The organism is Kocuria rosea (assembly GCF_023715525.1).
GTDB classification, from domain to species: Bacteria; Actinomycetota; Actinomycetes; order Actinomycetales; family Micrococcaceae; genus Kocuria; species Kocuria rosea_A.
On sequence record NZ_JAMBOG010000001.1, the window covers coordinates 165,454 to 188,901 of the forward strand.

The following is a 23,448-nucleotide window of genomic DNA, read 5'->3' on the forward strand; positions in this document are numbered from 1 at the left end:
CCGCCGCTAAGGTGACAGTTGTGACTACCGCCCTGTACCGCCGCTACCGCCCGGAGACCTTCGAGGACGTCATCGGCCAGGAGCACGTGACCGAGCCGCTGATGACGGCGCTGCGCAAGGACAGGGTCAGCCACGCGTACCTCTTCTCCGGCCCCCGCGGGTGCGGCAAGACGACCTCCGCCCGCATCCTCGCCCGCTGCCTGAACTGCGCCCAGGGACCGACCGCCACCCCCTGCGGGCACTGCGACAGCTGCCGGGACCTCGCCCGCGACGGCGCCGGCTCCCTCGACGTCATCGAGATGGACGCGGCCAGCCACGGTGGCGTGGACCACGCCCGCGACCTCCGGGAGCGCGCGACGTTCGCGCCCGTGCGGGACCGGTACAAGATCTTCATCATCGACGAGGCCCACATGGTCACGCGCGAGGGCTTCAACGCCCTGCTGAAGATCGTCGAGGAGCCCCCGGAGCACATCAAGTTCATCTTCGCGACCACGGAGCCGAGCAAGGTCCTCACGACCATCCGCTCCCGCACGCACCACTACCCCTTCCGCCTGGTCCCGCCCGAGCCCCTCGTGCACTACCTCGAGCAGCTGTGCACGGAGGAGCACGTGCCCGTGGCCCCGGGCGTGCTCTCGCTCGTGGTCCGCGCCGGCGGCGGATCCGTGCGCGACACCCTCTCGGTGCTCGACCAGCTCATGGCCGGCTCCGACGACGGCGGCATCGGCTACGACCTCGCCGTGGCCCTGCTCGGCTACACCCACGGCGCCCTGCTCGACGACGTCGTGGACGCCTTCGCCTCCGGGGACGCCGCCACGGTGTTCCGCGCGGTCGACCGGGTGATCCAGACGGGCCAGGACCCCCGCCGGTTCGTCGAGGACCTGCTCCAGCGGTTCCGGGACCTGATCATCGTCAACGCGGTGCCGGAGTCCGCGGGCAACATCCTGCACGGGATGCCGCAGGACCAGGTCTCCCGGCTGCGCAACCAGGCCTCCCAGCTCGGGGCGGCCGAGCTGTCCCGCGCCGCGGACATCACCAACACCGCCCTCACCGAGATGACCGGCGCGACCTCCCCCCAGCTGCACCTGGAGCTGCTGTGCGCCCGGATCCTGCTGCCCTCCTCGGAGGACACCACGCGCGGTGTCACCGCCCGCGTCGACCGCCTGGAGCGGCGGCTGAGCATCCCCCGCGGCAGCGTCCCCGCCGGGGCCGCCGCGCCCGAGGAGCCCGCGGACGCACCTGCGACGGCGCCCGCCGCCCAGCCAGCTCCCCCTGCCGCGCCCGGGGCCCCCGCACCGGGCGGGACAGCTGTTGCGGCACGCGAGGAGCCCGCGGAGCGGCCGCAGCCGGCCGCGGCTCCCGAGCAGCCGGCCGCAGCGCCGCGTCCGGCGGACGAGCCCCGTCCCGCGGACGCGCAGCGCGGCGGGGACCGGCCGCAGCGCGCCGAGCAGCACCCCGGCCCGGCCCCCGTCCCGGCCCCCGGGCCGGCGTCCCGGCAGGACACCCCCCGCGCGGGGGAGGGAGCGGGCAACGAGATCGACCTGCTCCGCGCCTCCTGGCCGGAGATCGTCAACGCCCTGGCGGACATCCGCCGCGTCGCCTGGTTCACCGTCCAGCGCGGCACGCCGCAGTCCTTCGACGGCAAGGTGCTGCGCATCATGTTCGACGCCGAGGGCGACCTCATGAACTTCCCGCGCTTCGAGGACGACCTGCGCCGGGCCGTGCACCAGGTCCTCGGCATCGACTGCCGCGCGGAGGCCGTCCCGCCGGGCGGCGGGCACGGCCGCGGCGGCACCCCGCGCGGCCCGGAGCCGTCGACGCCCCCGCGCGGACGCCCCACCGACCCCCGCCCGGACGCCGGCCGAGGTGGCCCGGAGCGCCAGGTCGGGCCGGAGCGCCAGGAGCAGCGCGCGCCCCGCGAGGCGGACACCCCGGAGCGCAGCGGCCCCGGACCGAACCGGGGACCGGCCGACGGGCAGTGGTCGCAGGACGAGCCGCGCGGGGCCCACCGGGCGTGGGAGGCCCACGGCCGGCCCGCCACGGACAGCGCCCCGGAGTGGGACGACCCCGCCTGGGCGGAGGAGCCCGTGCACAGCTGGTCCGTGGCCTCCATCCCGCAGGGCGGCCCCGCGCCCGCCCCCGCGCCGGAGCACCCCAAGGAACCTGCACCGGAGCCCGCGAAGCGCTCCGGTGCGCCGGAGCAGGCCTCCCGCCCCTCCTCCCCCGCACCGGCCCGGGCTGCCGCACCGGCGCCCGCGCCGCGCCCGGAGCCGGTCCGGGCGCACTCCCGGGCCCCGGGCTCCCGGCCCGGCCCGCAGGACCGGGACGTCCCGCCCTCCGACGACGACGTCCCGCCGCCCGAGGAGCCCCCGTACCCGGACGAGCCGCCCTATCCCGACGAGCCGCCCTATCCCGAGGAGCCCCCGTACCCCGACGGGTCCCCCTCCGCGGGCGGGCCGGCGGACCCGGACGAGGCACCGCCCGAGCAGTGGCGGCCCAGCCCCGCGGCCCGGCGGGAGGCGGCACCGGCAGCACAGGTCCCGGCGGCGACCCGGCCGGGCCCGGCCCGCGCCGAGGCACCCGCCCGACCGGCACCGGCTCAGCAGGCCGTCGCCGGGGACGACGCCGGTGCCCGCCAGCGCCTGAGCTTCCGCGAGCGCCACGCCGCGCAGATCGCCGCCGGCCGGCAGGTCCCGGAGCAGGCCGCGCCGCCGCGGGACGACGGCGTAGAATGGGACGATTCGTTCGTCCCCAGCTCGGACGACGAGGCGCTCGAGGACTCCACGCTCTACGGCCGTGCCGCCATCGAGCGGATCCTCGGCGGGATGCTGATCGAGGAGCGGGACCTGCACGCCGGGGAGTGACCGGCCGCGCCACCCGTCCCGGTCCGTGCGGTGCGGACCCCGGCGAGGACCGCGACCGCGGCCGTGGACGAGCAGAGGGGCCCGCGACGGCCCGGAAATCGAGGAGAACGTGTACGAAGGCGCTGTTCAGGATCTGATCGACGAGCTGGGCCGGCTGCCCGGCATCGGGCCGAAGTCCGCGCAGCGGATCGCGTTCCACCTCCTCGACGCCGACAAGGAGGACGTCCGCCGCCTGGCCGACGCCATGACGACGGTCAAGGAGAAGGTGAAGTTCTGCCGGATCTGCGGCAACGTCGCCGAGATGGACGAGTGCGCGATCTGCCGTGACGCCCGCCGGGACGCCACCGTCATCTGCGTGGTCGAGGAGTCCAAGGACGTGATGGCCATCGAGCGGACCCGCAGCTTCCGCGGCCGCTACCACGTGCTGGGCGGGGCGATCAGCCCCATCCAGGGCATCGGGCCGGACCAGTTGCGGATCCGCGAGCTGATGACGCGGCTGTCGGACGACACCGTCCAGGAGGTCGTCCTGGCCACCGACCCCAACCTGGAGGGCGAGGCCACCGCCACCTACCTGTCCCGCATGCTCAAGACCCTGGGGGTCCGGGTGACCCGGCTGGCCTCCGGGCTGCCCGTGGGCGGGGACCTGGAGTACGCGGACGAGGTCACGCTGGGCCGGGCGTTCGAGGGCCGCACGGTCGTCGCCTGACCGGCCCGGTAGACTGTCCCGGGGCCGGGCCCGGGAGCCCGCACGGGCCCCCGGCCGCCCATCGGACCCGGCCGCCACCGACCACAGGAGTTGAACCCATGAGCCTCATCGTGCAGAAGTTCGGTGGCTCCTCCGTCGCGGACGCCGACGGCATCCGCCGCGTCGCACGGAGGATCGTCGAGACCCGCAACCGCGGCCACGACGTCGTCGTCGTGGTCTCCGCCATGGGCGACACCACCGACGAGCTCCTCGACCTCGCCAACGAGGTCACCCGCAGGCCCCCTGCCCGCGAGCTCGACATGCTCCTGACCGCCGGTGAGCGCATCTCCATGGCCCTGCTGGCCATGGCCGTCTCCGGCATGGGCGCCCCGGCGCAGTCCTTCACCGGGTCGCAGGCCGGGATGGTCACCGACGGCGCCCACGGCGCGGCCCGGCTCGTGGAGGTCAACCCGCAGCGGGTGCGCGAGTCCCTCGACGAGGGCAACATCGCGATCATCGCCGGGTTCCAGGGCGTGCACCGGCAGACCAAGGACATCACCACGCTGGGCCGCGGAGGCTCGGACACGACCGCGGTGGCGCTGGCCGCCGCCCTGCAGGCCGACGTGTGCGAGATCTACTCCGACGTGGACGGCGTGTTCACCGCCGATCCCCGCATCGCCCCCCGGGCCCGGAAGCTGGAGCAGGTCAGCAGCGAGGAGATGCTCGAGCTCGCCGCCAACGGCGCGAAGATCCTGCACCTGCGCTGCGTCGAGTACGCCCGCCGCTTCGGCGTGAAGCTGCACGTCCGCTCGTCCTTCACCCAGAACGAGGGCACCTGGGTCATCCCGAGCCCCGAAGACGCCGCCACCTCCCCGAAGGAGATCCCGTTGGAACAGCCGCTCATCTCCGGCATCGCCCACGACCGCACGCAGGTGAAGGTCACCGTCGTCGGGGTGCCCGACAAGCCCGGCATCGCGGCCCGGATCTTCCGGCTCCTGGCCGAGGCGAAGGTCAACGTGGACATGATCGTGCAGAACGTCTCCACCGGCGACGACCCCCGGACGGACCTCTCGTTCACCGTGGACGAGTGCCAGGGCGAGCTCGCCGTGAGCCTGCTGCGCGCGGCCGAGGAGAAGATCGGCTACGCGGGCCTGGACTACGACGACGAGGTCGGCAAGCTCTCCCTCGTGGGCGCCGGCATGAAGTCCAACCCCGGCGTGACGTTCACCTTCTTCGAGGCGCTCGCCGCCGCGAACATCAACATCGACATGATCTCCACCTCGGAGGTGCGGATCTCGGTCATCACGGCCGCCGACCGCCTCGACGAGGCCGTGCGCGTGGTGCACACGGCGTTCGGCCTCGACGCCGAGCAGGAGGCCACGGTCTACGCCGGGACCGGCCGCTGACCGTCGTGCCCTCCGCGCACCGGCCGGTCGGCGACGGGGCGGGTCCCGCGACCCGCCCCGTCGCCGTCCTCGCCCGCGGGCAGTGGGCGCCCCGCGCGCACGCCCACGAGCAGCGCGCGGCGCGCTACGCGGACCCGTTCGTCCAGCGCCGCCACCACGGCCGGAAGCACCCGGTCGAGGACTTCCTGTTCACCTACTACACGCTCAAGCCGGCGCAGCTCAAGCGCTGGCACCCCGGCGCCGGGGTCGTGCTCCTGGACGCCGCCGAGCGGGCGGCGGAGAAGTTCTACCGGCCGCTGCGCGCGGACGAGCTCTCCGCGCTGGGCCTCGGCCCGGGCGCGGGGGCGGTGACGGTCGACGACGGCGCCTTCCGGGCCCGGCGGGCCGCCGCGGTCGACTTCGCCCGGGTGGTGCTGGGCTCGCACGCCGCCCAGCCCGGCTTCTTCGGCTGCTTCGGGCTGCACGAGTGGGCCATGGCCTACCGCTCCCAGGAGAACGACCTGCGCCACGAGTACCTCGAGCTGCGGCTGGGCGCGCAGGGCACGGACGCCGTGGTCGAGTCCTCCCGGATCCGGTGCACGCACTTCGACGCGTTCCGCTTCTTCCAGCCGCAGGCCGTCCCGCTCAACGAGCTGCAGCCCACCCGGGAGGCGCAGCGCCGGCTCGAGCAGCCCGGGTGCCTGCACGCGACCATGGACCTCTACAAGTGGGCGTACAAGCTCCTCCCGGCCGTTCCCTCCGAGCTGCTGATGGACTGCTTCGAGCTCGCGTGGGACGTCCGGGAGACCGACATGCAGGCCGCGCCCTACGACCTCTCCGGGTGGGGCTACGCGCCCGTGCGGATCGAGACGCCCGAGGGCAAGGCCGAGTACGTGCGCCGGCAGCGGGACTTCGCCCGCCGCGCCGCGCCCCTGCGCCGCCGGCTGGCCGAGGCCCTGGACGTCCTCGACCCGGGCCGCAGCACGCGGGGAGCGGCGTGAGCGGGGAGCCCGCCGCGGACCGGGCGGCCCCCGGGGACCGGCAGCGGGCCGGGGGCTGGGAGCGGGTCGTCGAGGTCACCGCTGTGCCCGGGCCGCTCGACTTCGTGACGGCTCCGACGAGCACCGGGCCGGTGCTCGTCACGCGGGACGCCGAGGGGGGCCTGCACGTGCTGCGCAACACCTGCACGCACCAGCAGGCCACGGTGTGCCGGGCGGCCGCAGGACGCGCGGAGACGTTCGAGTGCCCGAACCACTACTGGGTGTTCGGCCCCGACGGGCGGTTCCTGGGCTCGCGCCTCGCGCTCGACGCCGGCCGGACGGCCCCGCCGGACCCGGCGAAGGACCTGCCCGCGGCGGCGGTCGACGTGGTCGACGGCTGGGTCGTGGCCCGCTTCTGCTGAGCCTCTGCGGCTCAGGGGCTCAGTCCCCGGGCCGTTCGGCCGCCGCGGCGGCCGCGGCGGCGTCGTCCGCGGGCTTCTCCCGCCCCGCGAGCCACGCCTGGACGTCGGCGAGGCGGATCCGGCGGTGCGTGCCCCGGTACTGCACCGGGATGACGCCCTGGGTGGTGAGGTTGCGCAGGTAGGTGTGCGAGATCCCCGCAAGCGCGGCCGCCTGGGAGGTGGTCAGCAGCTCCTCCACGGAGGTCACCGTGACCGTCTCCCCGCGGGCGAGGCGGGCGAGGAGGTCGAGGACGGCGTCGTGCGCCCCGGCGGGCAGGCGCAGGGAGGTGCCGTCCACGAAGACCGTCACGTCGCGGGCGTCCAGGGCCTCGGCGAGGCGCTCGGCCTGCGCGCCGCTGAGGCCGGCGGTGGTCGTCGGGGGGTGCTGGGTCATGGGCCCATTCTTCCAGCCCGGCGACGGCCCCGGCGACGGGGGCCCGGGGCCGTGCCGGGGGCAGACAACGCCCGGTTCGGCTCCTACGCTGGAGCACACCGGAGCGTCAGCCCGCTGATGGACAGGGTTCACCGACCAGGAGGAGCGACCATGACGAAGGCACGCGAGATCATGAGCCCGGGCGCGGAGTGCGTCGGGGAGAACGAGACGCTCGAGGAGGCCGCCCGGAAGATGAGGGACCTGGGGGTCGGGGCCCTGCCGATCTGCGGGGAGCACGACCGGCTCATGGGGATGGTGACCGACCGCGACATCGTCGTGAAGTGCCTGGCCGTCGGCACCGACCCGCGGGCCGTGAAGGCCGGGCAGCTGGCCCAGGGCAAGCCGGTGACGATCGGCGCCGACGACAGCGTCGAGGAGGCCATCCGGACGATGACGGAGCACCAGGTGCGGCGGCTGCCGGTGATCGACGGGCACGACCTCGTCGGGATGGTCAGCCAGGCCGACATCGCCCGGTCCATGCCCGAGGACCGGGTGGGAGAGCTCGTGGGGCTCCTCTCCTCCGACCGGTACTGACGCCGGGAGCCGGCGCCCGGGTCAGCGCTCCGGGCGCCGGTCCGCCTCCTCGAGCGTGAGCGCGGCGGTCAGCAGCGCCAGGTGGCTGAGGGCCTGCGGGAAGTTGCCCAGGAAGGAGCCGTCCTCCGGGTCGATCATCTCGGTGTAGAGGCCCACGTCGTTGCCCAGGGCCAGCGTGTCGTCCATGAGCTCGGCGGCCTCCTCCGCGCGGCCCACGTGCACGAGCGCCGCGACCGCCCAGAAGGAGCACGCCACGAACGCCCCCTCCTCGTCGGGCATCCCGCTGTAGCGGTGCAGCAGCGGCCCGCGGCCCAGCTCCTCCCGCAGGGCGTCGATGGTCGAGCTCATCCGCGGCCCCCGGTCGAGGCCGCTGACGGCGTGCAGCAGCACGGAGGTGTCCAGCTCGTCGGTGCCGGGGTACCACACGTAGGCGCCGCGCTCCTCGGACCAGCAGTGCTCCGCGATCCACGCCGCGATCCGGTCCCGCTCGGCCCGCCAGCGGTCCGGGCTGCCCGGGATCTGGCCGGCCTCCGCCAGCCGCACGGCGCGGTCCAGCCCGTGCCAGCAGCCCATCTTGGAGCTCGTGTAGTGCCGGTGCTCGGGCAGCTCCCACATCCCGGCGTCGCGGCGGCGCCACAGGTCGCAGATCCGGTCGGCGATGTCGGCGAGCATCCGCCCGGTCGCGGCGTCGAGCACGTTGCCGCCGCCCACGTAGAGGTCGACCATGTCGAAGAGGTCGCCGTAGACGCCGAGCTGCAGCTGGTTCGCCGCGGCGTTGCCCGCCACCACGGGGCCGATGCCCTGCCAGCCCGGGGCGTCGAAGACGGTCGTGCCGTCGCCGGGGACCTCGCCGTTGAGCCGGTTGAGGACGTGCAGCTCGGGGGACTGGGCGCGGGCGATGCGCAGCAGCCAGGACACGGCGGCGTGCACGTCCTCCTGCTCGCCCAGCCGGATGAGGGAGTGCAGGGTGTAGGTCGCGTCGCGCACCCACGCGAAGCGGTAGTCGTAGTTCTTGGTGCCCGCCCGGTTCTCGGGCAGGGACGTGGTGGCCGCGGCGGCGATGGAGCCGGAGGGGTCGTGGCTGAGCAGCTTCAGCGTCAGGGCGCTGCGCTCGACGTCGGCCCGGTACGGCCCGTCGTAGTCGAGCAGGTCCACCCAGCGCCGCCACATGTCCAGGGTGAGCTCCACGTTCTTGCGGATGCTCGCGGGCGTCGGCAGCCGCAGCGGCTCGCTGTGCGTGGCCACGACGGCGAGCAGGTGCTCCGAGCCCGGGCGCGTGCGGAAGCGGCCGGTGATCTGCTGCTCGCCCACGGTGCACTCCCCCGTGTGCTCCGTGCGCACCCCCAGCGAGACCGCGTCGGCGCGCAGGACGGGGCCCTGCTCGGTGTCCTGCACCCAGGGGGAGACGGTGTTGAACATGGTCCCGGGCGCCACCCGCCACGCCATGGGCACCTCCCCGCTCACGCCCTCGACGCAGCGGGCGAGCTCGTTCCAGGGCAGCCGGCCGGTGGAGCCCACGTTGAGGGAGTCCGTGACCCGCACGACGCCGCCGGCGGTGGTGTAGGTGCTCTGCAGGACGTTGGTGCCCGGCACGTAGCGCCGGGTGACCTCGAACGCCTCGGCCGGGCACAGCTCCACGCACCCTCCGCCGTCGGCGTCGAGGAGCCGGGCGAAGGCGGGGGCGGAGTCGAGGTCGGGGATCGGGTACCAGTCCACGGACCCGTCGTGGGCGACCATGGCGACGGTGCGCCCGTCGCCGATGGCCGCGTAGGAGCGCAGCTCCACGTAGCCGTTCCGGCGAGGGGACAGCTCGTGCAGCGCACGCCGGGGACGTGCGGTCTCGGGGCGTGCGCTCACGCGGTGGTCCTCTCGCCGGAACGGTCGTGGGCTCGGGGTGCGGTGCTCAGAGGATGGGCTGGCCGCCGGTGACGGCGACGCGGGCGCCGGAGATGTAGCTGCCGTCGTCGGAGGCCAGCAGGACGTAGACGGGGGCGAGCTCGGCGGGCTGGCCGGGCCGGCCCAGCGCGGACTGCTCCCCGAACGAGGCGACCTTCTCCGGCGGCATGGTCGCCGGGATGAGCGGGGTCCAGATGGGACCGGGGGCCACGCTGTTGACGCGGATCCCCTTCTCGCCGAGCATCTGGGCCAGGCCGGCCGAGAAGTTGGCGATCGCGGCCTTGGTCGCGGCGTAGGGCGCCAGCTCCGGGGAGGGCTGGTCGGACTGGACCGAGGAGCTGCCGATGATGGCCGAGCCCGGGCCCATGTGCGGCAGCGCGGCCTTGGTGAGGTGGAAGTACGCCCCGACGTTGAGCCGGAAGGTGTAGTCCCACTCCTCGTCGCTGATCTCGTCGAGGCTCTCGTGGCTCATCTGGTAGGCGGCGTTGGAGACGAGCACGTCGACCTTCCCGAACTCCTGCACGGCCCGCTCCACGACGGCCCGGCAGTGGGCGGGGTCGGAGAGGTCGCCCGGCACGAGCACCGCCCGGCGCCCGGCCTGCTCGACCCAGCGGGCGGTCGCCTGCGCGTCCTCGTCCTCGTCGAGGTAGGCGATCAGCACGTCGGCGCCCTCGCGGGCGTAGGCGATCGCCACGGCACGGCCGATCCCGCTGTCCCCGCCGGTGATGATCGCGGCCCTGCCCTCGAGCTTGCCCGAGCCGCGGTAGCTCTCCTCCCCGCAGTCGGGGACGGGGGTCATCTCCTTCTGGACGCCGGGGACTTCCTGCTGCTGTTCTGGCTGGCTCATGACGTGGTCCTTCCAGGTGGTGACGGATCCTTCAGGGTCTTCCGGGACGGTGCCCGCACCGCCACCGGGCCGCGGCCGCGCCGCCGTCCGATGATCAGCACACTGGCCATCCTAGGGCCTGCGGCGGGACCCGTCGCGGCTCCGGCGCGCCCCGGGGCGGGATCAGGCTCCGCGGTCGCGCCACCCGAGGACCGCCAGCCACAGCAGCACCCCGGCCAGGCCGACCATGCCGGGAGCCAGCAGCGGCGAGGCGCCCACGGCACCGCTGGCGGCCGCCCACAGGTTCGACGCCGCCGGCATCGAGGCCCAGGACTCCGCGTACCGGGCGCTGGACGGGCCGGCCGCGAGGTTGCCCTTGAGGTGCTCGTAGACCCCGTACGCGCTGCCCAGCGCGGTGACCACCGCGACGGTCCGCAGGGCCCGGGCGGTCGCGGTCGAGCGCCGCACCAGCCAGGCCGCCGCCGCGCCCAGCAGCAGGACGAGCAGCGCCCACGGCACCAGCTGCCCCGGGCCCTGCCAGTGGCGCAGCATCGCGAGCTCGGCGCAGGCCCCGAGCGCGGTCCCGGCGCCCAACCACGTCAGGACCTGCCGGTAGGCCGCCACGAGCTGCGCGGCGTCGGGGCGGGTCTCGGCATCCGGCACGTTCGTCATGGGTCGAGGATGTACCGCAGGGAGCTTGGAGAAACCCGGGTGCCGGGGTTCCGGCCCGCGGCGTCCCGGTGGCAGAGTGGGGCGCACACCCGCGACGGCCGCGCGTGCCGGGCGCGGGACCGGGCACGGCAGGAGGACGGGCATGGGCAACGTCGCGGACGGGATCGTCGACCGGCTGAGGGCCTGGGGCGTGCACCGGGTCTTCGGCTACGCCGGGGACGGGGTGGACCCGATCCTCGCCGCGCTGGACCGGGCCCGGCAGGACGTCGAGTTCGTCTCCGCCCGCCACGAGGAGGCCGCCGCGTTCATGGCGACCGGCCACGCCAAGTACACCGGGGAGGTCGGGGTCTGCCTGGCCACCCAGGGGCCGGGGGCCGTGCACCTGCTCGCGGGCCTGTACGACGCGAAGCTCGACAGCAAGCCGGTCGTGGCGATCGTCGGGCAGGTCCTCACCACGGCCCAGGGCAGCGGCTACCAGCAGGAGGTGGAGCTGGCGACCCTGTTCAAGGACGTGTGCGCCCAGTACGTCCAGCCCCTCGCCACCCCGGAGCAGCTCGCCGCCGTGGTCGACAACGCCTTCCGCACCGCGCTCGCCACCTCGAGCCCGACGTGCGTGATCGTGCCCCACGACGTCCAGCAGGCCGAGGTCCCGGAGCTCGAGCACGCCCACGGCGTGGTGCCCAGCGCACCGGTCACCGCCTCGCCCCGGGTGCTGCCCGCCGAGGCGGACCTGGACCGGGCCGCGCGGCTGCTCACCGGCGGCCGGCGCGTGGCCCTGCTCGTCGGCCAGGGCGCCGCCCGCGCCGCCGCCGAGGTGCAGGAGGTCGCCCAGCGGCTGGGCGCGGGGGTGGCGACGTCGCTGCTCGGCAAACCGCTGGTGGACGAGTCCCTCCCCTGGGCCTGCGGAGTCATGGGCCACCTGGGCACCACGGCGGCGGCGGACCTCATGGCCGGGTGCGACACCCTCCTGATCGTCGGCAGCAACGACCCGTGGACCGAGTTCTACCCGGCCCCCGGCCAGGCCCGCGCCGTGCAGATCGACGTCGACGCCCGCAACCTGGGCGCCAAGTACCCCGTGGAGGTGGCCCTGGCCGGGGATGCCGCCGAGACCCTGCGGGCCCTCCTGCCGCGGCTGGGGCACCCGGAGCGCACGTGGCGCGGGGAGGTCGAGGCCATGGTCGGCACCTGGCAGGACGTGGCCGCGCAGCGCTGCGCCGAGCCGGCCGAGCCGCTCAACCCGCAGGCCGTCGTCGCCGCCCTGTCCGCGCACCTGCCGGCGGACGCCCAGGTGGCCGTGGACGTCGGCTCGGTCGTGTACTGGTACGCCCGGTTCCTGCGCCTGCCGCCCGGGGTGCCGGCGCACCTGTCCTCCACGCTGGCCTGCATGGGCTCGGCGATGCCCTACGGCCTGGCCGCCAAGCTCGCCCGCCCGGACCGGCCCGTGGTGGCGCTGGCCGGGGACGGGGCCATGCAGATGAGCGGCAACGCCGAGCTCGTCACGCTCGCCGCCCGCTGGCGGGACTGGGCCGATCCGCGCTTCGTGGTCCTGGTGCTCGCCAACGGCGACCTCGCGGAGGTCTCCTGGGAGCAGCGGGAGATGGAGGGCGACGCCCGCTTCGCCGCCTCCCAGGACGTGCCCGCGTTCCCCTGGGCCGACTACGCCCGCCTGCTCGGCCTGGACGGCGTCCGGGTCGACCGGCCCGAGGACGTCGACGACGCCTGGCGCCGTGCGCTCGCCGCCGACCGGCCGGTGGTGCTCGAGGCCGTGGTGGACCCGGCCACGCCCCTGCTGCCGCCGCGCGCCGCGCCGGCCCAGGTGGAGAGGATGCTCACCGGCCTCGCCCTGGAGGGCGCCGACCGGGCCGCGCAGCAGCTGCGGGCCCAGCGGGGCCACGAGGACGGCACCGGCAGGGCCTGAGCGACGCGACGGCGCGGGGAGCGGCCGGGCCCCCGGGGGCCGGCGTGTCCTCTACCACACCGCTCCCGGTCTGCACCGGCGCGGCGGGACCGGTGTGTCCGAGCCGATAGAATGGCTTCCGTTCGCCGGATCCCGGCCCCCTGCTCGACCTTCAGGAGTTCCCCGATGGCCCGCATTGTTGTCGACGTCATGCCCAAGCCCGAGATCCTCGACCCGCAGGGGAAGGCGATCGCCAACGAACTGCCCCGCATCGGCCTGGACGGGTTCGCGGGCGTGCGCCAGGGCAAGCGCTTCGAACTGACCGTCGAGGGCGAGCCGACCGAGGACGTGCTCGCCCAGGCCCGCGAGGCCGCCGAGAAGCTGCTGTCCAACCCGGTCATCGAGGACGTCGTCCGCGTGGCCGTGCTGGAGGAGACCGAGACCCAGGGCGAGGAGAACTGAGCATGCCCGGACCCGAGACCCCGCTGATCGCGGACCTCTCCGCCCCCGGCCCGGACGCCGCCCTCGCGGGCGCGCGGATCGGCGTCGTGACCTTCCCCGGCACCCTCGACGACCGCGACGCCGCGCGGGCGGTGGCGCTCGCCGGCGGCACCGCGGTCCCGCTGTGGTACGCCGACGAGGACCTCCAGGACGTCGACGCCGTGATCCTGCCCGGCGGCTTCTCCTACGGCGACTACCTGCGCGCCGGCGCCATCGCCCGGTTCGCCCCGATCATGGACCAGGTGATCGAGGGCGCGACCGCCGCGGGGACCTCCGGGTCCTCCCCCCTGCCGGTGCTCGGGATCTGCAACGGCTTCCAGGTGCTCACCGAGTCCCACCTGCTGCCGGGCTCCATGGTCAAGAACGACCACCTGAAGTTCCTCTGCCGCGACCAGCGCCTGCGGGTCGAGAACAACGCCACGGTGTGGACGGGCGAGTACGGGCAGGGCGAGGAGATCGTCGTCCCGCTGAAGAACCAGGACGGCCAGTACGTGGCCGACGAGAAGACCCTCGACATGCTCGAGGCCGAGGGCCGCGTGGTGTTCCGCTACGTGGGCTTCAACCCGAACGGCTCCCGCCGGGACATCGCCGGGATCTGCAACGCCGGCGGCAACGTGGTGGGCCTCATGCCGCACCCGGAGCACGCGGTGGAGCCGGGCTTCGGCGCCGACTCCTCCGCCGCCGGCGAGGTCGGCATGCGCGACGGCACGGACGGGCTGGGCCTGTTCGTCTCCGTCCTCAAGGCACTGGTCAAGTAAGGAACACGGCACCTCGATGAGCGACAAGCACTTCAACCTGGACACCGTCGAGCACGCGACGGCCACCCCCGACACCGAGCTGCCCTGGGCCGCGCTGGGGCTCAAGGACAACGAGTTCGAGGAGATCCGCAGGATCCTCGGCCGCCGCCCCACCGCCGCGGAGCTGGCCATGTACTCGGTGATGTGGTCCGAGCACTGCTCCTACAAGTCCTCCAAGGTCCACCTGCGCCAGTTCGGCGAGAAGGTCACCGAGGAGATGAAGAAGGACCTGATGGTCGGCATCGGCGAGAACGCCGGCGTGACCGACATCGGGGACGGATGGGCCGTGACCTTCAAGATCGAGTCCCACAACCACCCCTCCTACGTGGAGCCCTACCAGGGTGCGGCCACGGGCGTGGGCGGGATCGTGCGCGACATCATCTCCATGGGCGCCCGCCCGGTGGCCGTGATGGACCCGCTGCGCTTCGGCGCGATCGACCACCCCGACACCGCGCGCGTGGTGCACGGCGTCGTCGCGGGCGTGGGCGGCTACGGCAACTCCCTGGGCCTGCCCAACATCGGCGGCGAGGTGGTCTTCGACTCCGTCTACCAGGGCAACCCGCTCGTCAACGCGCTGGCCGTGGGCGTCATGCGCCACGAGGACATCCGCCTGGCCAACGCCTCCGGCGTCGGCAACCGGGTGGTGCTCTTCGGCGCGCGCACCGGCGGCGACGGCATCGGCGGCGCCTCCGTGCTCGCCTCGGAGTCCTTCGACGACGCCAAGCCCTCCAAGCGCCCGGCCGTGCAGGTGGGCGACCCGTTCGCCGAGAAGGTGCTCATCGAGTGCTGCCTCGAGCTGTTCAAGAACTCCCTCGTGGAGGGCATCCAGGACCTCGGCGCCGCGGGCATATCCTGCGCGACCTCGGAGCTGGCCTCCAACGGCGAGGGCGGCATGCACGTGGACCTGTCCTCGGTGCTGCTGCGCGACCCCACCCTGACCCCGGGCGAGATCCTCATGTCCGAGTCGCAGGAGCGCATGATGGCCGTGGTGACCCCGGAGCAGGCCGAGGCCTTCGAGGCGGTCATGGCCAAGTGGGACGTCGAGTACTCGTGGATCGGCGAGGTCACCGGCACCGGCCGGCTCGTGATCGAGTGGGACGGCGAGATCATCGTCGACGTCGACCCGCGCACCGTCGCCCACGAGGGCCCCGTCTACGAGCGCCCCTACACCCGCCCCGCGGACCAGGACCGGCTCCAGGGCGACCACTTCGCGGGCTCCCCCGCCGACGCCGGCCGCCCCTCGGGCGCCGGGCTGAAGGCCGCGGTGCTCGAGCTCATGGCCTCCCCCAACCTGTGCGCCAAGGACTGGGTCACGGACCAGTACGACCGCTACGTGCAGGGCAACACCGCCATGGCGATGCCCGACGACGCGGGCGTGGTCCGCGTGGACGAGGAGACCGGCCTCGGCGTGGCCCTGTCCACCGACTGCAACGGCCGCTACGCCTACCTGGACCCGTACCAGGGCGCGCAGCTGGCCCTGGCCGAGGCGTACCGCAACGTGGCCACCTCCGGGGCGCGCCCCGTGGCCGTCTCCGACTGCCTGAACTTCGGCTCCCCGGAGGACCCCGAGACCATGTGGCAGTTCGCGGAGGCCGTGCGCGGCCTCGCCGACGGCTGCCAGGAGCTCGGCGTGCCGGTGACCGGCGGCAACGTCTCCCTCTACAACCAGACCGGCGGGGTCGCCATCCACCCGACCCCGGTGGTCGCGATGATGGGCGTGCTCGACGACGTCCGCCGCCGCACCCCCTCCGGCTGGCGCGAGGACGGGCAGGCGATCTACCTGCTCGGCACCACCCGGGACGAGCTGGACGGCTCGGAGTGGGCGAACCTGCGCGGGCACCTCGGCGGGCTCCCGCCGGCCGTGGACCTGGCCCGGGAGAAGCTGCTCGGCGACCTGCTGATCAACATGTCCCGGGACGGCATGATCGACGCCGCCCACGACGTCGCCGAGGGCGGCCTCGCCGCGACCCTGGCCGAGATGGCGCTGCGCTTCGACACGGGCGCCCGCATCGGCCTCGGCGAGGTCTGCGAGCGGGACGGCGTGGACCTGTTCACGATGCTCTTCTCCGAGTCGCAGGGCCGCGCGGTGGTGGCCGTGCCCCGCAGCGAGGAGGTCCGGTTCAAGGACATGTGCACCACGCGCGCCTACCCGCACGTGCGGATCGGCGTGGTGGACGCCGAGAACCGGGCGCTGGACGTGCAGAGCGAGTTCGGCATCGGCCTGGACGAGCTGCGCGCCGCCCACGAGGGGACCCTGCCGAAGCACTTCGGCTGAGCCCCGGCCCGGCGCTCCCCGCCACCGCCGCCACCCCGTCCATCGTCGATCCCCGCGCCCGTCGCGCCCGCAGGAAAGCAGCACACGCATGACCGAGGACCTCGAGACCCTTCGCCCCGCCCCCGTCCTGGAGACGGAGCGCCTCCTCCTGCGGCCCTTCACGGCGGAGGAGCTCGACGCCGTGGCGGCGGGTGAGCCGGCGGAGCACTTCGCCGACGGCTTCCCCACCGCGGAGGACATGGACTTCGCCCGCGAGTCCCTCGTGGCGGGGGGCTACTTCTTCACCGAGTCCTTCTACGCCCGGATGGCCGTGATCGAGAAGGGGTCCGGCCAGGTGATCGGCACGGCCGGCTTCGTGGGCCCGCCCATCGACGACGAGCTCGAGGTGGTGGGGTCCCTGGCCGCCGGCCACCGCAACCACGGCTACGCCCGGGAGGGGGTCGGCGCGCTGCTGCGCATCGCGTTCACCGACCCCGCGGTGACCGGGGTGCGCGCGAGCGTGCCCGGGGACAACGCCCCCGCGGAGCAGGTGCTCGTCGCCGCGGGGTTCGTCCACCGAGAGACCCCCGGCCTGGAGACGGACTACTTCCTGCCCCGCCCGCAGTGACGGGGGCCAGGACGGCCCGCCGATAGGCTGGACCGGTGGACATCACGATCTTCCCCTTCGACCTGCTCCCCCTGGACGGGATCCCCCGGTGGATCGTGGTGGCCCTGTTCGTGCTCGACTGGGCCGTGCGCCTGCTCGCGCTGGGCTGGATCCCGCACAACCGCCGGCCCTCGGTCGCGCTCGCCTGGCTGCTCACGATCTTCCTGATCCCCCTCATGGGCATCGTCCTGTTCCTGCTGATCGGCTCCGCCAAGCTGCCCCGCAGGCGGATGGAGATGCAGGCCAAGATGAACGAGGTGATCCGGGAGAACACCCCCCGCGCGTACATCCTGGGCAACGAGCACGGCGAGCTGCCGGAGTGGATCCTCTCCACGGCCGAGCTCAACTACAACCTGGGCGCCCTGCCCATGGTCGGCGGGAACGCGTTCGAGATCCTCACGGACAACCACGAGTCCATGCAGGTCATGGCCGCCGCGGTGGACCGGGCCCGGGACTACGTGCACTTCGAGTTCTACATCGTGGCGATCGACGACGCCTCCCGGGGGCTGCTCGACGCGCTGGTGCGGGCCCACCAGCGCGGGGTGCGGGTGCGGGTGCTCATCGACCACCTCGGGTCGGTGGGCTACCCCGGCTACCGCGAGATGGTGCAGGAGTTCGACCGCGTGGGGTTCCCGTGGCAGCGGATGCTCCCCGTGCGCCCGTGGAGGGGCGAGTGGCAGCGGCCGGACCTGCGCAACCACCGCAAGCTGCTCGTGGTCGACGGAGAGGTCGCCTACACGGGCTCGCAGAACATCATCCACCGGTCCTACAACAAGCGGAAGAACCTCCGCAGGGGCTTCGAGTGGAAGGACCTGATGATCGAGTGCCGGGGCCCGGTGGTCGCCGAGCTCAACGCGCTGTTCACGAGCGACTGGTACTCGGAGACGGGCGACCTGCTGCTCGACGAGGCCACCCGGGAGCTGCCCGACATCGAGGGGCCCGTGTTCGCCCAGGTGCTGCCCTCCGGCCCGGGCTTCGAGACGGAGAACAACCTCCGGCTGTTCAACCACCTCATCTACAACGCCAACGAGCAGATCGTCATCTCGAGCCCGTACTTCGTGCCCGACGAGTCCCTCATGCACGCGCTGACCACGGAGGCGCAGTCCGGGGTGGAGGTGAAGCTCTTCGTGGGCGAGACCTCCGACCACTTCCTCGCGTACCACGCGCAGAACTCCTACTACCAGGAGCTCGTGGACGCCGGGGTGAAGATCTACCGGTACCGCTCCCCCACCGTGCTGCACGCCAAGTTCGTGCTGGTCGACGACTACGTCTCGGTCATCGGCTCCTCCAACATGGACGAGCGCTCCTTCGCCCTGGACCTGGAGGTGTCCGTCTACATCGTGGACAGGGAGTTCCGGCGGCGGATGGACGAGGTCGTGGAGGAGTTCCACGCGGCCAGCACCCTGCTCGTGCCCGACGAGTGGGAGCAGCGCCCGGTCGGCCAGAAGTACCTCGACAACGTCGCCCGGCTGACCTCCGCCCTGCTCTGAGGCCCGCCCGGCGGGGCCCGCCGCGCTCACACGTCCAGGGTGCCGCGCACGATGGAGTCCCCGGAGTGGGTGGGGTCGCCGTCGACCGGTTCGTTCGAGACGTCCACGACCGGGAACTGCGCGACGTCCACGTTCTCGGGCAGCACGAACACGGCCTCGTCCCCGGCCATCACCCCGAGGCTGAGCATGCCCTGCGCGTCGGGCGCGAGCAGCCACACCTCCTTGAACCCGTCCACGTCGGCGGGATCGGTGCGCACCACGAGCCGGCGGGTGCCGTCGGGGCGCTGGTCGACCTCCGCGGTGCCGCGGGCGCTGTACCCGGCGAGCGGCTCCAGCTCCGCACGGGCCAGCACCGCGGGCTCCGGCTCCGCCCGCTGCAGGGCCCACATCCCGCCGGCGCCGACCAGCAGGGCGGCCGCCGCCGCGGCGGCGGCCGCGGGATAGGGCACCCCGCGGCGGGACCGGCGCCGCCGGGCGTCGAGGTCGACGACGGCGGACGCGCCGTCGCCCTCGACGCCCGGGGCGTCCGCGGACGGGCCGGTCCCGGAGGAGCCGGCCGTGAGGGGGTCGGCCGCGACGGCGGGCGAGAGCCCGAGCTCGGCGTGGATCGCCGCCCAGACGCCGGGACCCGGCGCCGCCGGGGCGGGCGGCTCGGCGCGCCCGGCGCGCACGACGTGCTGCAGGGACGCGAGCTCCGCCGCGCACTCCGCGCAGTCCGCGAGGTGGTCCCGGCCCTGGGGGTCGATGGGCTCACCCAGAGCCAGGAGCGTCAGCGTCTCCTCACTCAGGTGCGCCATGTCCGTCCTTCAGTCGTGTCCGCAGGTTGATGAGGCCGCGCCTCAGGTGGCTCTTGACCGTGCCGAGGGGCAGGTCCAGCCGCTCGGCGATCTGCTGGTGGGTGAGCTCGTCGTAGAAGGCGAGCGCCAGGATCGTCGACCGCGGCGGGCCCAGCCGTTCGACCTCCGCCCGCACGACGAGCCGGTCCACCAGCAGGTCCGCCTCCTCGTGCCCGGGCTCGCGCTCCTCGACGGCGGACGCCTGCCGCCGCTCCGCCTCGCGGCCCGCGGTGCGGGCGGCGTCGACGATGCAGTTGCGGGCGATCCCGACGAGCCAGGCCGGGGCCGAGGACTGCTCGGGGCGGTACCCGGAACGATACTTCCACGCCCGGATGAAGACCTCCTGGACCACGTCGTCCGCGGCCGCGTCGTCGCGCAGGGTCCGCAGCGCGAGGCCCCGGACGATCCCGGCGCAGTGCCGGTACGCCGCGCTCAGCGCCTGCTCGTCCCCCGCGGCGAACGCGGTGTCGAGCTCGGGCCCCCACTCGGAGGTCGTCATCGGCATCGGGGAACGGCTCCTCCCCGGGGTCGTCGTCGCGGGCGCAGCCCGCCGGGTGGTGCCCAGCCTAGTGGACGCCGTGGCGCCGGTCATCGGTGGCCCGTCGCGCTCAGCCCACCGGGACCGCGCGGAGCACCACGTTGTCCTCGTAGTCCCCGGTCTCCTCGAGCCACTCCCCGCCGCAGGTGACCAGGTGCAGGACCGGGGCCCCGGTGCGGCGGAAGAGGTCGGCGTCCTCGAGGCTGCGCTTGTGCACCCGCTCGACCGTCTCCGTGCGGTAGCGCAGCACGGACCCGTCCGCCCGCTCGACCGTGACCTCGGCGCCCGGCGCCACGTCCTGCAGGCGGGCCATCGGTGTCACCTCGGTCAGGGTGTCCACGTGCCCGGCGATCACCGCGGCTCCCTCCTCGGCCCCGGGGGCGGGTCCGTGCCGGTACCAGCCGAGCTGCACGTGGTTGTCCGGGATGGTCATGGCCCCGCCGTCCTCGATCCCTACGGGCACCACGGGCATGTCGATCGGCACGCCGTCCACCTCGACCCGCACCGGGGGCGGGAGCGGGGCGACGGGGGCCGGGAGGACGGGGGCGCGGGGGGCCGGGGCCCGCCGCGCGTCCCGTCCCGGTCCGGCGGAGGGGCTCACGGCCGGCGGGCCCCCGCGAGCACCCGCCGGGCGCCGAAGGCCACCCCGACGAGTCCGAGCGCGCCCGCGGCCGCGAGCCCGGCGCTCAGCAGCGTGCGCTGCTCCTGGGCCGCGAGCCCGGACTGCCCGCCCGGCACCGCGCCCGGGGCCTGCTCCATGCCCCCGAGGGTCTGCACCGCGAGCTGCAGGTTGCCCGCCTCGAGGGAGCCCCACGCGTAGACGATGTTGTGGGTGCCCTCGGCGAGCGTCAGGTCGGCCGGGCCGATGACCGGGTCGGTCGTGCCCGCGGCCGCCACGGAGGCGGAGACCGTCCCGGCGTCGACCGGCAGCGTCTGCTCGTTCGGGTTCTCGAGCCCCTGGATGATCGGCTGGCCGCCGGCCAGGACGTCCACGGCCGGGGCCGCGGCCACGTGGCGGACGGTCAGGTGCGACTTCCCGGCCGCCACCTCGGACATGTCGTTGGTGAACAGGGCGGCCGTGGGGTTGCCCTCGGCGTCGAGGTGGGCCGCGGCCGTGTAGTTGCCGCCGCTTTCGAGCTGGGCGGTCACGGGTCCGATGATCGGCGCCGAGGCGTCGGCGGCGTCGGGGGCCGTGACGGCGAGGTCGTAGCTGCCGGCCGGCAGCTCGAGCGGGCCCGCGAGCGTGCCCGGGGCGAAGTCGTCGAGCGTGAGCTCGCCGTTGACGTAGACGTCCACCACGGTGTCGGGCACGCCGTGCAGCACGGACAGCTGCGCGTGCTCGGCGGCGGACGCGGGCGCCATGGTCAGGGCACCGAGGCCGAGGCCGAGGACTGCTGCGGCGGAGAGGGTCTTGCGCATGATGACTGCTCCTTGAACGGGCTCCCGGAGGAGGCGGAATCGACCTTGCACCCCTACTACCTCCCGGGACCCGCCACTGGATGCGGCGCCGGTCACATTTTTCCCGGCACGTCCTCCCGGATCCCTCCGCGCCCGTCCGGGGGCGCGGGTCCGGCCGGTCCCCCGCGAGGAGGACCGTCCGGACCCGCACCCCGGCTCACTCCTCCTCGAGGGTCGAGCCCACCTCCCGGTCCTCGAGGACCACCTCCTGGTCCTGCTCCTCGAGGTCGGCGGGATTCGCCTCGAGGGAGGACGCCTCCGACCGGTCCCGGTGCGCCGGGGTCTCGACGTCCTGGTCGTCCATCTCCGGTCGCTCGGCGTCGATCGACTGCTCGAGCCGGTCCGCCTCGTTGAACTCGAAGCTCGTGCCGGGGGCCTCGCTCATGGCTACCTCCTGGGTCGTGGGACCAACGGAGCCCCCAGTCTAGTGACGCCCCCGACGGGTCCGGCCGAGAAGGTCCACAGCACGGTTCACAGCCCTCCTGCCCTCCGATAACGTGGCGTGCACACGCACGCAGGAAGCACCGCTCAACACCAGGGGGTTACCCACCATGACGAGCCGATTCCACCGCTACGCCGAGCTGTTCAAGCAGCCGGGGCCGTGGTGCACCGTGTACACGGACATCAGCACCGGCACCGTCGACTCGCTGCACGCGATCGACGTCCAGCCCGAGAACGTCCGCCGGGAGCTGGAGGGCCTCGGGGCGAGCAAGGCCGACCTCGACGCCGTGGAGCAGGCGATCCGTCCGGCGGAGGGCCTGCCGGACCCGGTGAGCCGGTTCGTCGTGGTCCGCGACGGCACCGTGGTGATCGACGAGGTCCTGCCGGGTCCGCTGGCCGGGCCCAGCAGGGTCAGGGTGGAGACCGTGCCCGACCTCACGCCGCTGTTCCGCCACCGCCCCGAGGACTTCCCCTACGTGGTGGCCGAGGTCAGCCGTGACGGAGGAGAGATCCGGCTGCAGTACGCCAGCCGGGGCCGGGCCGAGTCGCAGCAGCAGATCGAGGGCGAGACGGAGCACCTCAAGAAGTTCGGCGGCGGCGGCTGGGCGCACGCCCGGTGGCAGCGGCACACCGAGGACGTGTGGCGGCGCAACACCGAGGAGGTCGCCGAGCAGATCGACCAGGTCGTGGCCGACAGCGGCGCGCAGCTGGTGGTCATCGCCGGGGACATCCGCGCCAGGGTGCTCGTCGGGGAGCAGCTCGCCAAGTCCACCCAGCCGCTGGTGAGCATGGTCAACGCCAACACCCGCGCCGACGGCAGCGACGCCGCCGAGCTCGAGGAGCAGGTCGACCGCAGCGTGGGCGAGGTGATCGCGCGCCGGCAGCAGGAGCTGCTGGAGCGGCTGGCGGAGCAGGAGAACCGCCCGGACCACACAGCCGTGCACGGGATCGGGCCGGTCGTGGCGGCCCTGCAGCAGGCACAGGCCGAGACCCTGCTCATCGACGAGACCTCCCTGGACACGGAGGCCGAGCTGCTCGTCCTGGAGGCCGAGCCGTGGATCGCCGCGGACCAGTCCGAGGCCGAGACCCTCGGGGTGCGCGTGCTCGACCGGGTCCCCGCCCACGCCGCCCTGCTGCGGGCCGCCGTGCTCACCGACGGCCGCCCGGTCTTCCTCCCGCACGGGGCGCTGCCCGACGGCACGGAGGTGGCGGCCCTGCTGCGCTGGAGCGCCACCCCGGCGGGCTGACCCGCGGAGCACGCACGGACGGCTCCCCCGAGGTCGCGGGGGAGCCGTCCGTGCGTGCGGAGCCGTGGCCGCGGCTCAGAAGCGGGACGTCCCGCCCCGGTCGTGGGTGCCGCGGCCCAGGAAGGACAGCCCGACCATGCCCGCGCCCAGGACCAGGTGCAGCCAGTCGTCGGCGGCGTTGAGGGGGACGAAGTTGGCCTCCGACGTCTTGTCGATGAGCAGGCCGTAGAGCCACAGGACGACGTAGACCACCCCGCCCCAGAGCAGGTAGCTGCGTGCCGCGGGGGCCGAGCGGGCCATGGCCAGGCCGGCGACGCCGTAGAGCAGGTGGACGACGTTGTGCAGGACGGAGACCTGGAAGATGCCCAGGAGCATCGCCTTCGACTCGTGGCCGTAGAGGGCGATCGAGCCGGAGCCGGTGGTGATCCCGGGGACGAAGCCCAGGAGTCCCACCAGGAGGAAGACGGCGCCGACGAGCAGGGCGGCGGTCTGGACGAGCGAGCGGCGAGCCGTGGTGCGGTTCCCCGAGCGAGCGGTGGTCATGGTGTCCTCGATTCGGACGGGTGGGACGTCGTCGGGTCCCGAACCA

The 23,448-nt window shown here is 74.1% G+C and carries 23 protein-coding genes; 13 read left to right on the forward strand and 10 right to left on the reverse strand.

The window, feature by feature from the left end; translation table 11 throughout:
• Positions 1-20: 20 nt before the first annotated feature.
• The 5 genes from M3185_RS00790 to M3185_RS00810 all read left to right on the forward strand — a co-directional run bounded on the left by M3185_RS00790 (position 21) and on the right by M3185_RS00810 (position 6,333).
• Complete coding sequence (locus tag M3185_RS00790; protein ID WP_251331769.1) at positions 21-2,861, forward strand: DNA polymerase III subunit gamma and tau; 2,841 nt, start codon at positions 21-23, stop codon at positions 2,859-2,861.
• A gap of 109 nt (positions 2,862-2,970) precedes the next feature.
• Positions 2,971-3,567: a recombination mediator RecR gene (recR, locus tag M3185_RS00795; RefSeq protein WP_251331770.1), complete on the forward strand. Its 597-nt coding sequence runs from the start codon at positions 2,971-2,973 to the stop codon at positions 3,565-3,567.
• A gap of 98 nt (positions 3,568-3,665) precedes the next feature.
• Entirely contained in the window at positions 3,666-4,952 is a 1,287-nt protein-coding gene (locus M3185_RS00800; RefSeq protein WP_251331771.1) for an aspartate kinase, read from the forward strand.
• Positions 4,953-4,957: 5 nt separating this feature from the next.
• Complete coding sequence (locus M3185_RS00805) at positions 4,958-5,932, forward strand: 3-methyladenine DNA glycosylase (RefSeq protein ID WP_251331772.1); 975 nt, start codon at positions 4,958-4,960, stop codon at positions 5,930-5,932.
• Positions 5,929-6,333 (forward strand): Rieske 2Fe-2S domain-containing protein, encoded by a 405-nt coding sequence (locus tag M3185_RS00810; protein ID WP_251331773.1) that lies wholly within the window; start codon positions 5,929-5,931, stop codon positions 6,331-6,333. The genes M3185_RS00805 and M3185_RS00810 overlap by 4 nt, the downstream gene beginning before the upstream one ends.
• A gap of 19 nt (positions 6,334-6,352) precedes the next feature.
• Here M3185_RS00810 and M3185_RS00815 read toward each other — a convergent pair whose 3' ends face one another.
• Positions 6,353-6,766, reverse strand: a complete 414-nt coding sequence (locus tag M3185_RS00815) for a helix-turn-helix domain-containing protein (protein WP_251331774.1) — start codon at positions 6,764-6,766, stop codon at positions 6,353-6,355.
• Positions 6,767-6,916: 150 nt separating this feature from the next.
• Here M3185_RS00815 and M3185_RS00820 point away from each other — a divergent pair, with 150 nt between their 5' ends.
• Positions 6,917-7,339 carry a CBS domain-containing protein gene (locus M3185_RS00820; RefSeq protein WP_251331775.1) on the forward strand — a complete coding sequence of 141 codons (423 nt, stop codon included), beginning with the start codon at positions 6,917-6,919 and terminating at the stop codon, positions 7,337-7,339.
• A 21-nt stretch (positions 7,340-7,360) separates the two neighbouring features.
• On the opposite strand, the gene M3185_RS00825 is transcribed toward M3185_RS00820, so the two are convergent.
• From M3185_RS00825 to M3185_RS00835, 3 genes are all read right to left on the reverse strand, one after another.
• Complete coding sequence (locus M3185_RS00825) at positions 7,361-9,196, reverse strand: glycoside hydrolase family 15 protein (protein ID WP_308222159.1); 1,836 nt, start codon at positions 9,194-9,196, stop codon at positions 7,361-7,363.
• Between the two features lie 46 nt (positions 9,197-9,242).
• Positions 9,243-10,082, reverse strand: coding sequence for an SDR family oxidoreductase (locus M3185_RS00830; protein ID WP_251331776.1), 840 nt, complete (start codon positions 10,080-10,082; stop codon positions 9,243-9,245).
• A gap of 162 nt (positions 10,083-10,244) precedes the next feature.
• Positions 10,245-10,733, reverse strand: coding sequence for a hypothetical protein (locus tag M3185_RS00835; protein WP_251331777.1), 489 nt, complete (start codon positions 10,731-10,733; stop codon positions 10,245-10,247).
• 142 nt (positions 10,734-10,875) lie between these two features.
• On the opposite strand from M3185_RS00835, the gene M3185_RS00840 reads away from it, so the two are divergent.
• The 6 genes from M3185_RS00840 (at position 10,876) to cls (ending at position 18,339) form a co-directional block, all read left to right on the forward strand.
• Complete coding sequence (locus M3185_RS00840) at positions 10,876-12,651, forward strand: thiamine pyrophosphate-requiring protein (RefSeq protein ID WP_251331778.1); 1,776 nt, start codon at positions 10,876-10,878, stop codon at positions 12,649-12,651.
• Positions 12,652-12,816: 165 nt separating this feature from the next.
• Entirely contained in the window at positions 12,817-13,092 is a 276-nt protein-coding gene (purS, locus tag M3185_RS00845; RefSeq protein WP_251331779.1) for a phosphoribosylformylglycinamidine synthase subunit PurS, read from the forward strand.
• A gap of 2 nt (positions 13,093-13,094) precedes the next feature.
• Positions 13,095-13,889: a phosphoribosylformylglycinamidine synthase subunit PurQ gene (purQ, locus tag M3185_RS00850; protein ID WP_251331780.1), complete on the forward strand. Its 795-nt coding sequence runs from the start codon at positions 13,095-13,097 to the stop codon at positions 13,887-13,889.
• 16 nt (positions 13,890-13,905) lie between these two features.
• Positions 13,906-16,203 carry a phosphoribosylformylglycinamidine synthase subunit PurL gene (purL, locus tag M3185_RS00855; RefSeq protein WP_251331781.1) on the forward strand — a complete coding sequence of 766 codons (2,298 nt, stop codon included), beginning with the start codon at positions 13,906-13,908 and terminating at the stop codon, positions 16,201-16,203.
• Positions 16,204-16,291: 88 nt separating this feature from the next.
• Positions 16,292-16,810, forward strand: coding sequence for a GNAT family N-acetyltransferase (locus M3185_RS00860; RefSeq protein ID WP_251331782.1), 519 nt, complete (start codon positions 16,292-16,294; stop codon positions 16,808-16,810).
• A gap of 41 nt (positions 16,811-16,851) precedes the next feature.
• On the forward strand, positions 16,852-18,339 hold the full coding sequence (gene cls / locus M3185_RS00865) for a cardiolipin synthase (RefSeq protein ID WP_251331857.1): 1,488 nt from the start codon (positions 16,852-16,854) through the stop codon (positions 18,337-18,339).
• A gap of 26 nt (positions 18,340-18,365) precedes the next feature.
• Here the strand turns inward: cls and M3185_RS00870 are convergent, their stop codons facing one another.
• The 5 genes from M3185_RS00870 to M3185_RS00890 all read right to left on the reverse strand — a co-directional run bounded on the left by M3185_RS00870 (position 18,366) and on the right by M3185_RS00890 (position 21,556).
• Positions 18,366-19,136, reverse strand: coding sequence for an anti-sigma factor (locus tag M3185_RS00870; RefSeq protein WP_251331783.1), 771 nt, complete (start codon positions 19,134-19,136; stop codon positions 18,366-18,368).
• Positions 19,120-19,680: an RNA polymerase sigma factor gene (locus M3185_RS00875; RefSeq protein ID WP_251331784.1), complete on the reverse strand. Its 561-nt coding sequence runs from the start codon at positions 19,678-19,680 to the stop codon at positions 19,120-19,122. Before M3185_RS00875 ends, M3185_RS00870 begins: the two co-directional genes overlap by 17 nt.
• A gap of 103 nt (positions 19,681-19,783) precedes the next feature.
• Positions 19,784-20,197 (reverse strand): class F sortase, encoded by a 414-nt coding sequence (locus M3185_RS00880; RefSeq protein WP_251331785.1) that lies wholly within the window; start codon positions 20,195-20,197, stop codon positions 19,784-19,786.
• 113 nt (positions 20,198-20,310) lie between these two features.
• A complete protein-coding gene (locus M3185_RS00885; protein WP_251331786.1) occupies positions 20,311-21,132 on the reverse strand; it encodes a DUF4397 domain-containing protein in 822 nt (273 codons plus the stop codon).
• Positions 21,133-21,328: 196 nt separating this feature from the next.
• Positions 21,329-21,556, reverse strand: coding sequence for a hypothetical protein (locus M3185_RS00890; protein WP_251331787.1), 228 nt, complete (start codon positions 21,554-21,556; stop codon positions 21,329-21,331).
• 166 nt (positions 21,557-21,722) lie between these two features.
• Here M3185_RS00890 and M3185_RS00895 point away from each other — a divergent pair, with 166 nt between their 5' ends.
• On the forward strand, positions 21,723-22,859 hold the full coding sequence (locus tag M3185_RS00895) for a baeRF2 domain-containing protein (RefSeq protein WP_251331788.1): 1,137 nt from the start codon (positions 21,723-21,725) through the stop codon (positions 22,857-22,859).
• 75 nt (positions 22,860-22,934) lie between these two features.
• On the opposite strand, the gene M3185_RS00900 is transcribed toward M3185_RS00895, so the two are convergent.
• The gene (locus M3185_RS00900) at positions 22,935-23,402 is read right to left on the reverse strand and encodes a DUF4383 domain-containing protein (RefSeq protein ID WP_251331789.1); all 468 of its coding nucleotides are present in this window, start codon (positions 23,400-23,402) and stop codon (positions 22,935-22,937) included.
• Between the last annotated feature and the right edge of the window lie 46 nt (positions 23,403-23,448).

What these genes read in the sequence shown, in the direction of transcription:
- M3185_RS00800 (WP_251331771.1), top strand. Translation starts at nt 3,666, where the DNA reads ATGAGCCTCATCGTGCAGAAGTTCGGTGGCTCCTCCGTCGCGGACGCC.
- M3185_RS00815 (WP_251331774.1), bottom strand. Translation starts at nt 6,766, where the DNA reads ATGACCCAGCACCCCCCGACGACCACCGCCGGCCTCAGCGGCGCGCAG.
- M3185_RS00820 (WP_251331775.1), top strand. Translation starts at nt 6,917, where the DNA reads ATGACGAAGGCACGCGAGATCATGAGCCCGGGCGCGGAGTGCGTCGGG.
- M3185_RS00830 (WP_251331776.1), bottom strand. Translation starts at nt 10,082, where the DNA reads ATGAGCCAGCCAGAACAGCAGCAGGAAGTCCCCGGCGTCCAGAAGGAG.
- M3185_RS00835 (WP_251331777.1), bottom strand. Translation starts at nt 10,733, where the DNA reads ATGACGAACGTGCCGGATGCCGAGACCCGCCCCGACGCCGCGCAGCTC.
- M3185_RS00840 (WP_251331778.1), top strand. Translation starts at nt 10,876, where the DNA reads ATGGGCAACGTCGCGGACGGGATCGTCGACCGGCTGAGGGCCTGGGGC.
- purS (WP_251331779.1), top strand. Translation starts at nt 12,817, where the DNA reads ATGGCCCGCATTGTTGTCGACGTCATGCCCAAGCCCGAGATCCTCGAC.
- purQ (WP_251331780.1), top strand. Translation starts at nt 13,095, where the DNA reads ATGCCCGGACCCGAGACCCCGCTGATCGCGGACCTCTCCGCCCCCGGC.
- purL (WP_251331781.1), top strand. Translation starts at nt 13,906, where the DNA reads ATGAGCGACAAGCACTTCAACCTGGACACCGTCGAGCACGCGACGGCC.
- M3185_RS00860 (WP_251331782.1), top strand. Translation starts at nt 16,292, where the DNA reads ATGACCGAGGACCTCGAGACCCTTCGCCCCGCCCCCGTCCTGGAGACG.
- M3185_RS00870 (WP_251331783.1), bottom strand. Translation starts at nt 19,136, where the DNA reads ATGGCGCACCTGAGTGAGGAGACGCTGACGCTCCTGGCTCTGGGTGAG.
- M3185_RS00875 (WP_251331784.1), bottom strand. Translation starts at nt 19,680, where the DNA reads ATGCCGATGACGACCTCCGAGTGGGGGCCCGAGCTCGACACCGCGTTC.
- M3185_RS00885 (WP_251331786.1), bottom strand. Translation starts at nt 21,132, where the DNA reads ATGCGCAAGACCCTCTCCGCCGCAGCAGTCCTCGGCCTCGGCCTCGGT.
- M3185_RS00890 (WP_251331787.1), bottom strand. Translation starts at nt 21,556, where the DNA reads ATGAGCGAGGCCCCCGGCACGAGCTTCGAGTTCAACGAGGCGGACCGG.
- M3185_RS00895 (WP_251331788.1), top strand. Translation starts at nt 21,723, where the DNA reads ATGACGAGCCGATTCCACCGCTACGCCGAGCTGTTCAAGCAGCCGGGG.
- M3185_RS00900 (WP_251331789.1), bottom strand. Translation starts at nt 23,402, where the DNA reads ATGACCACCGCTCGCTCGGGGAACCGCACCACGGCTCGCCGCTCGCTC.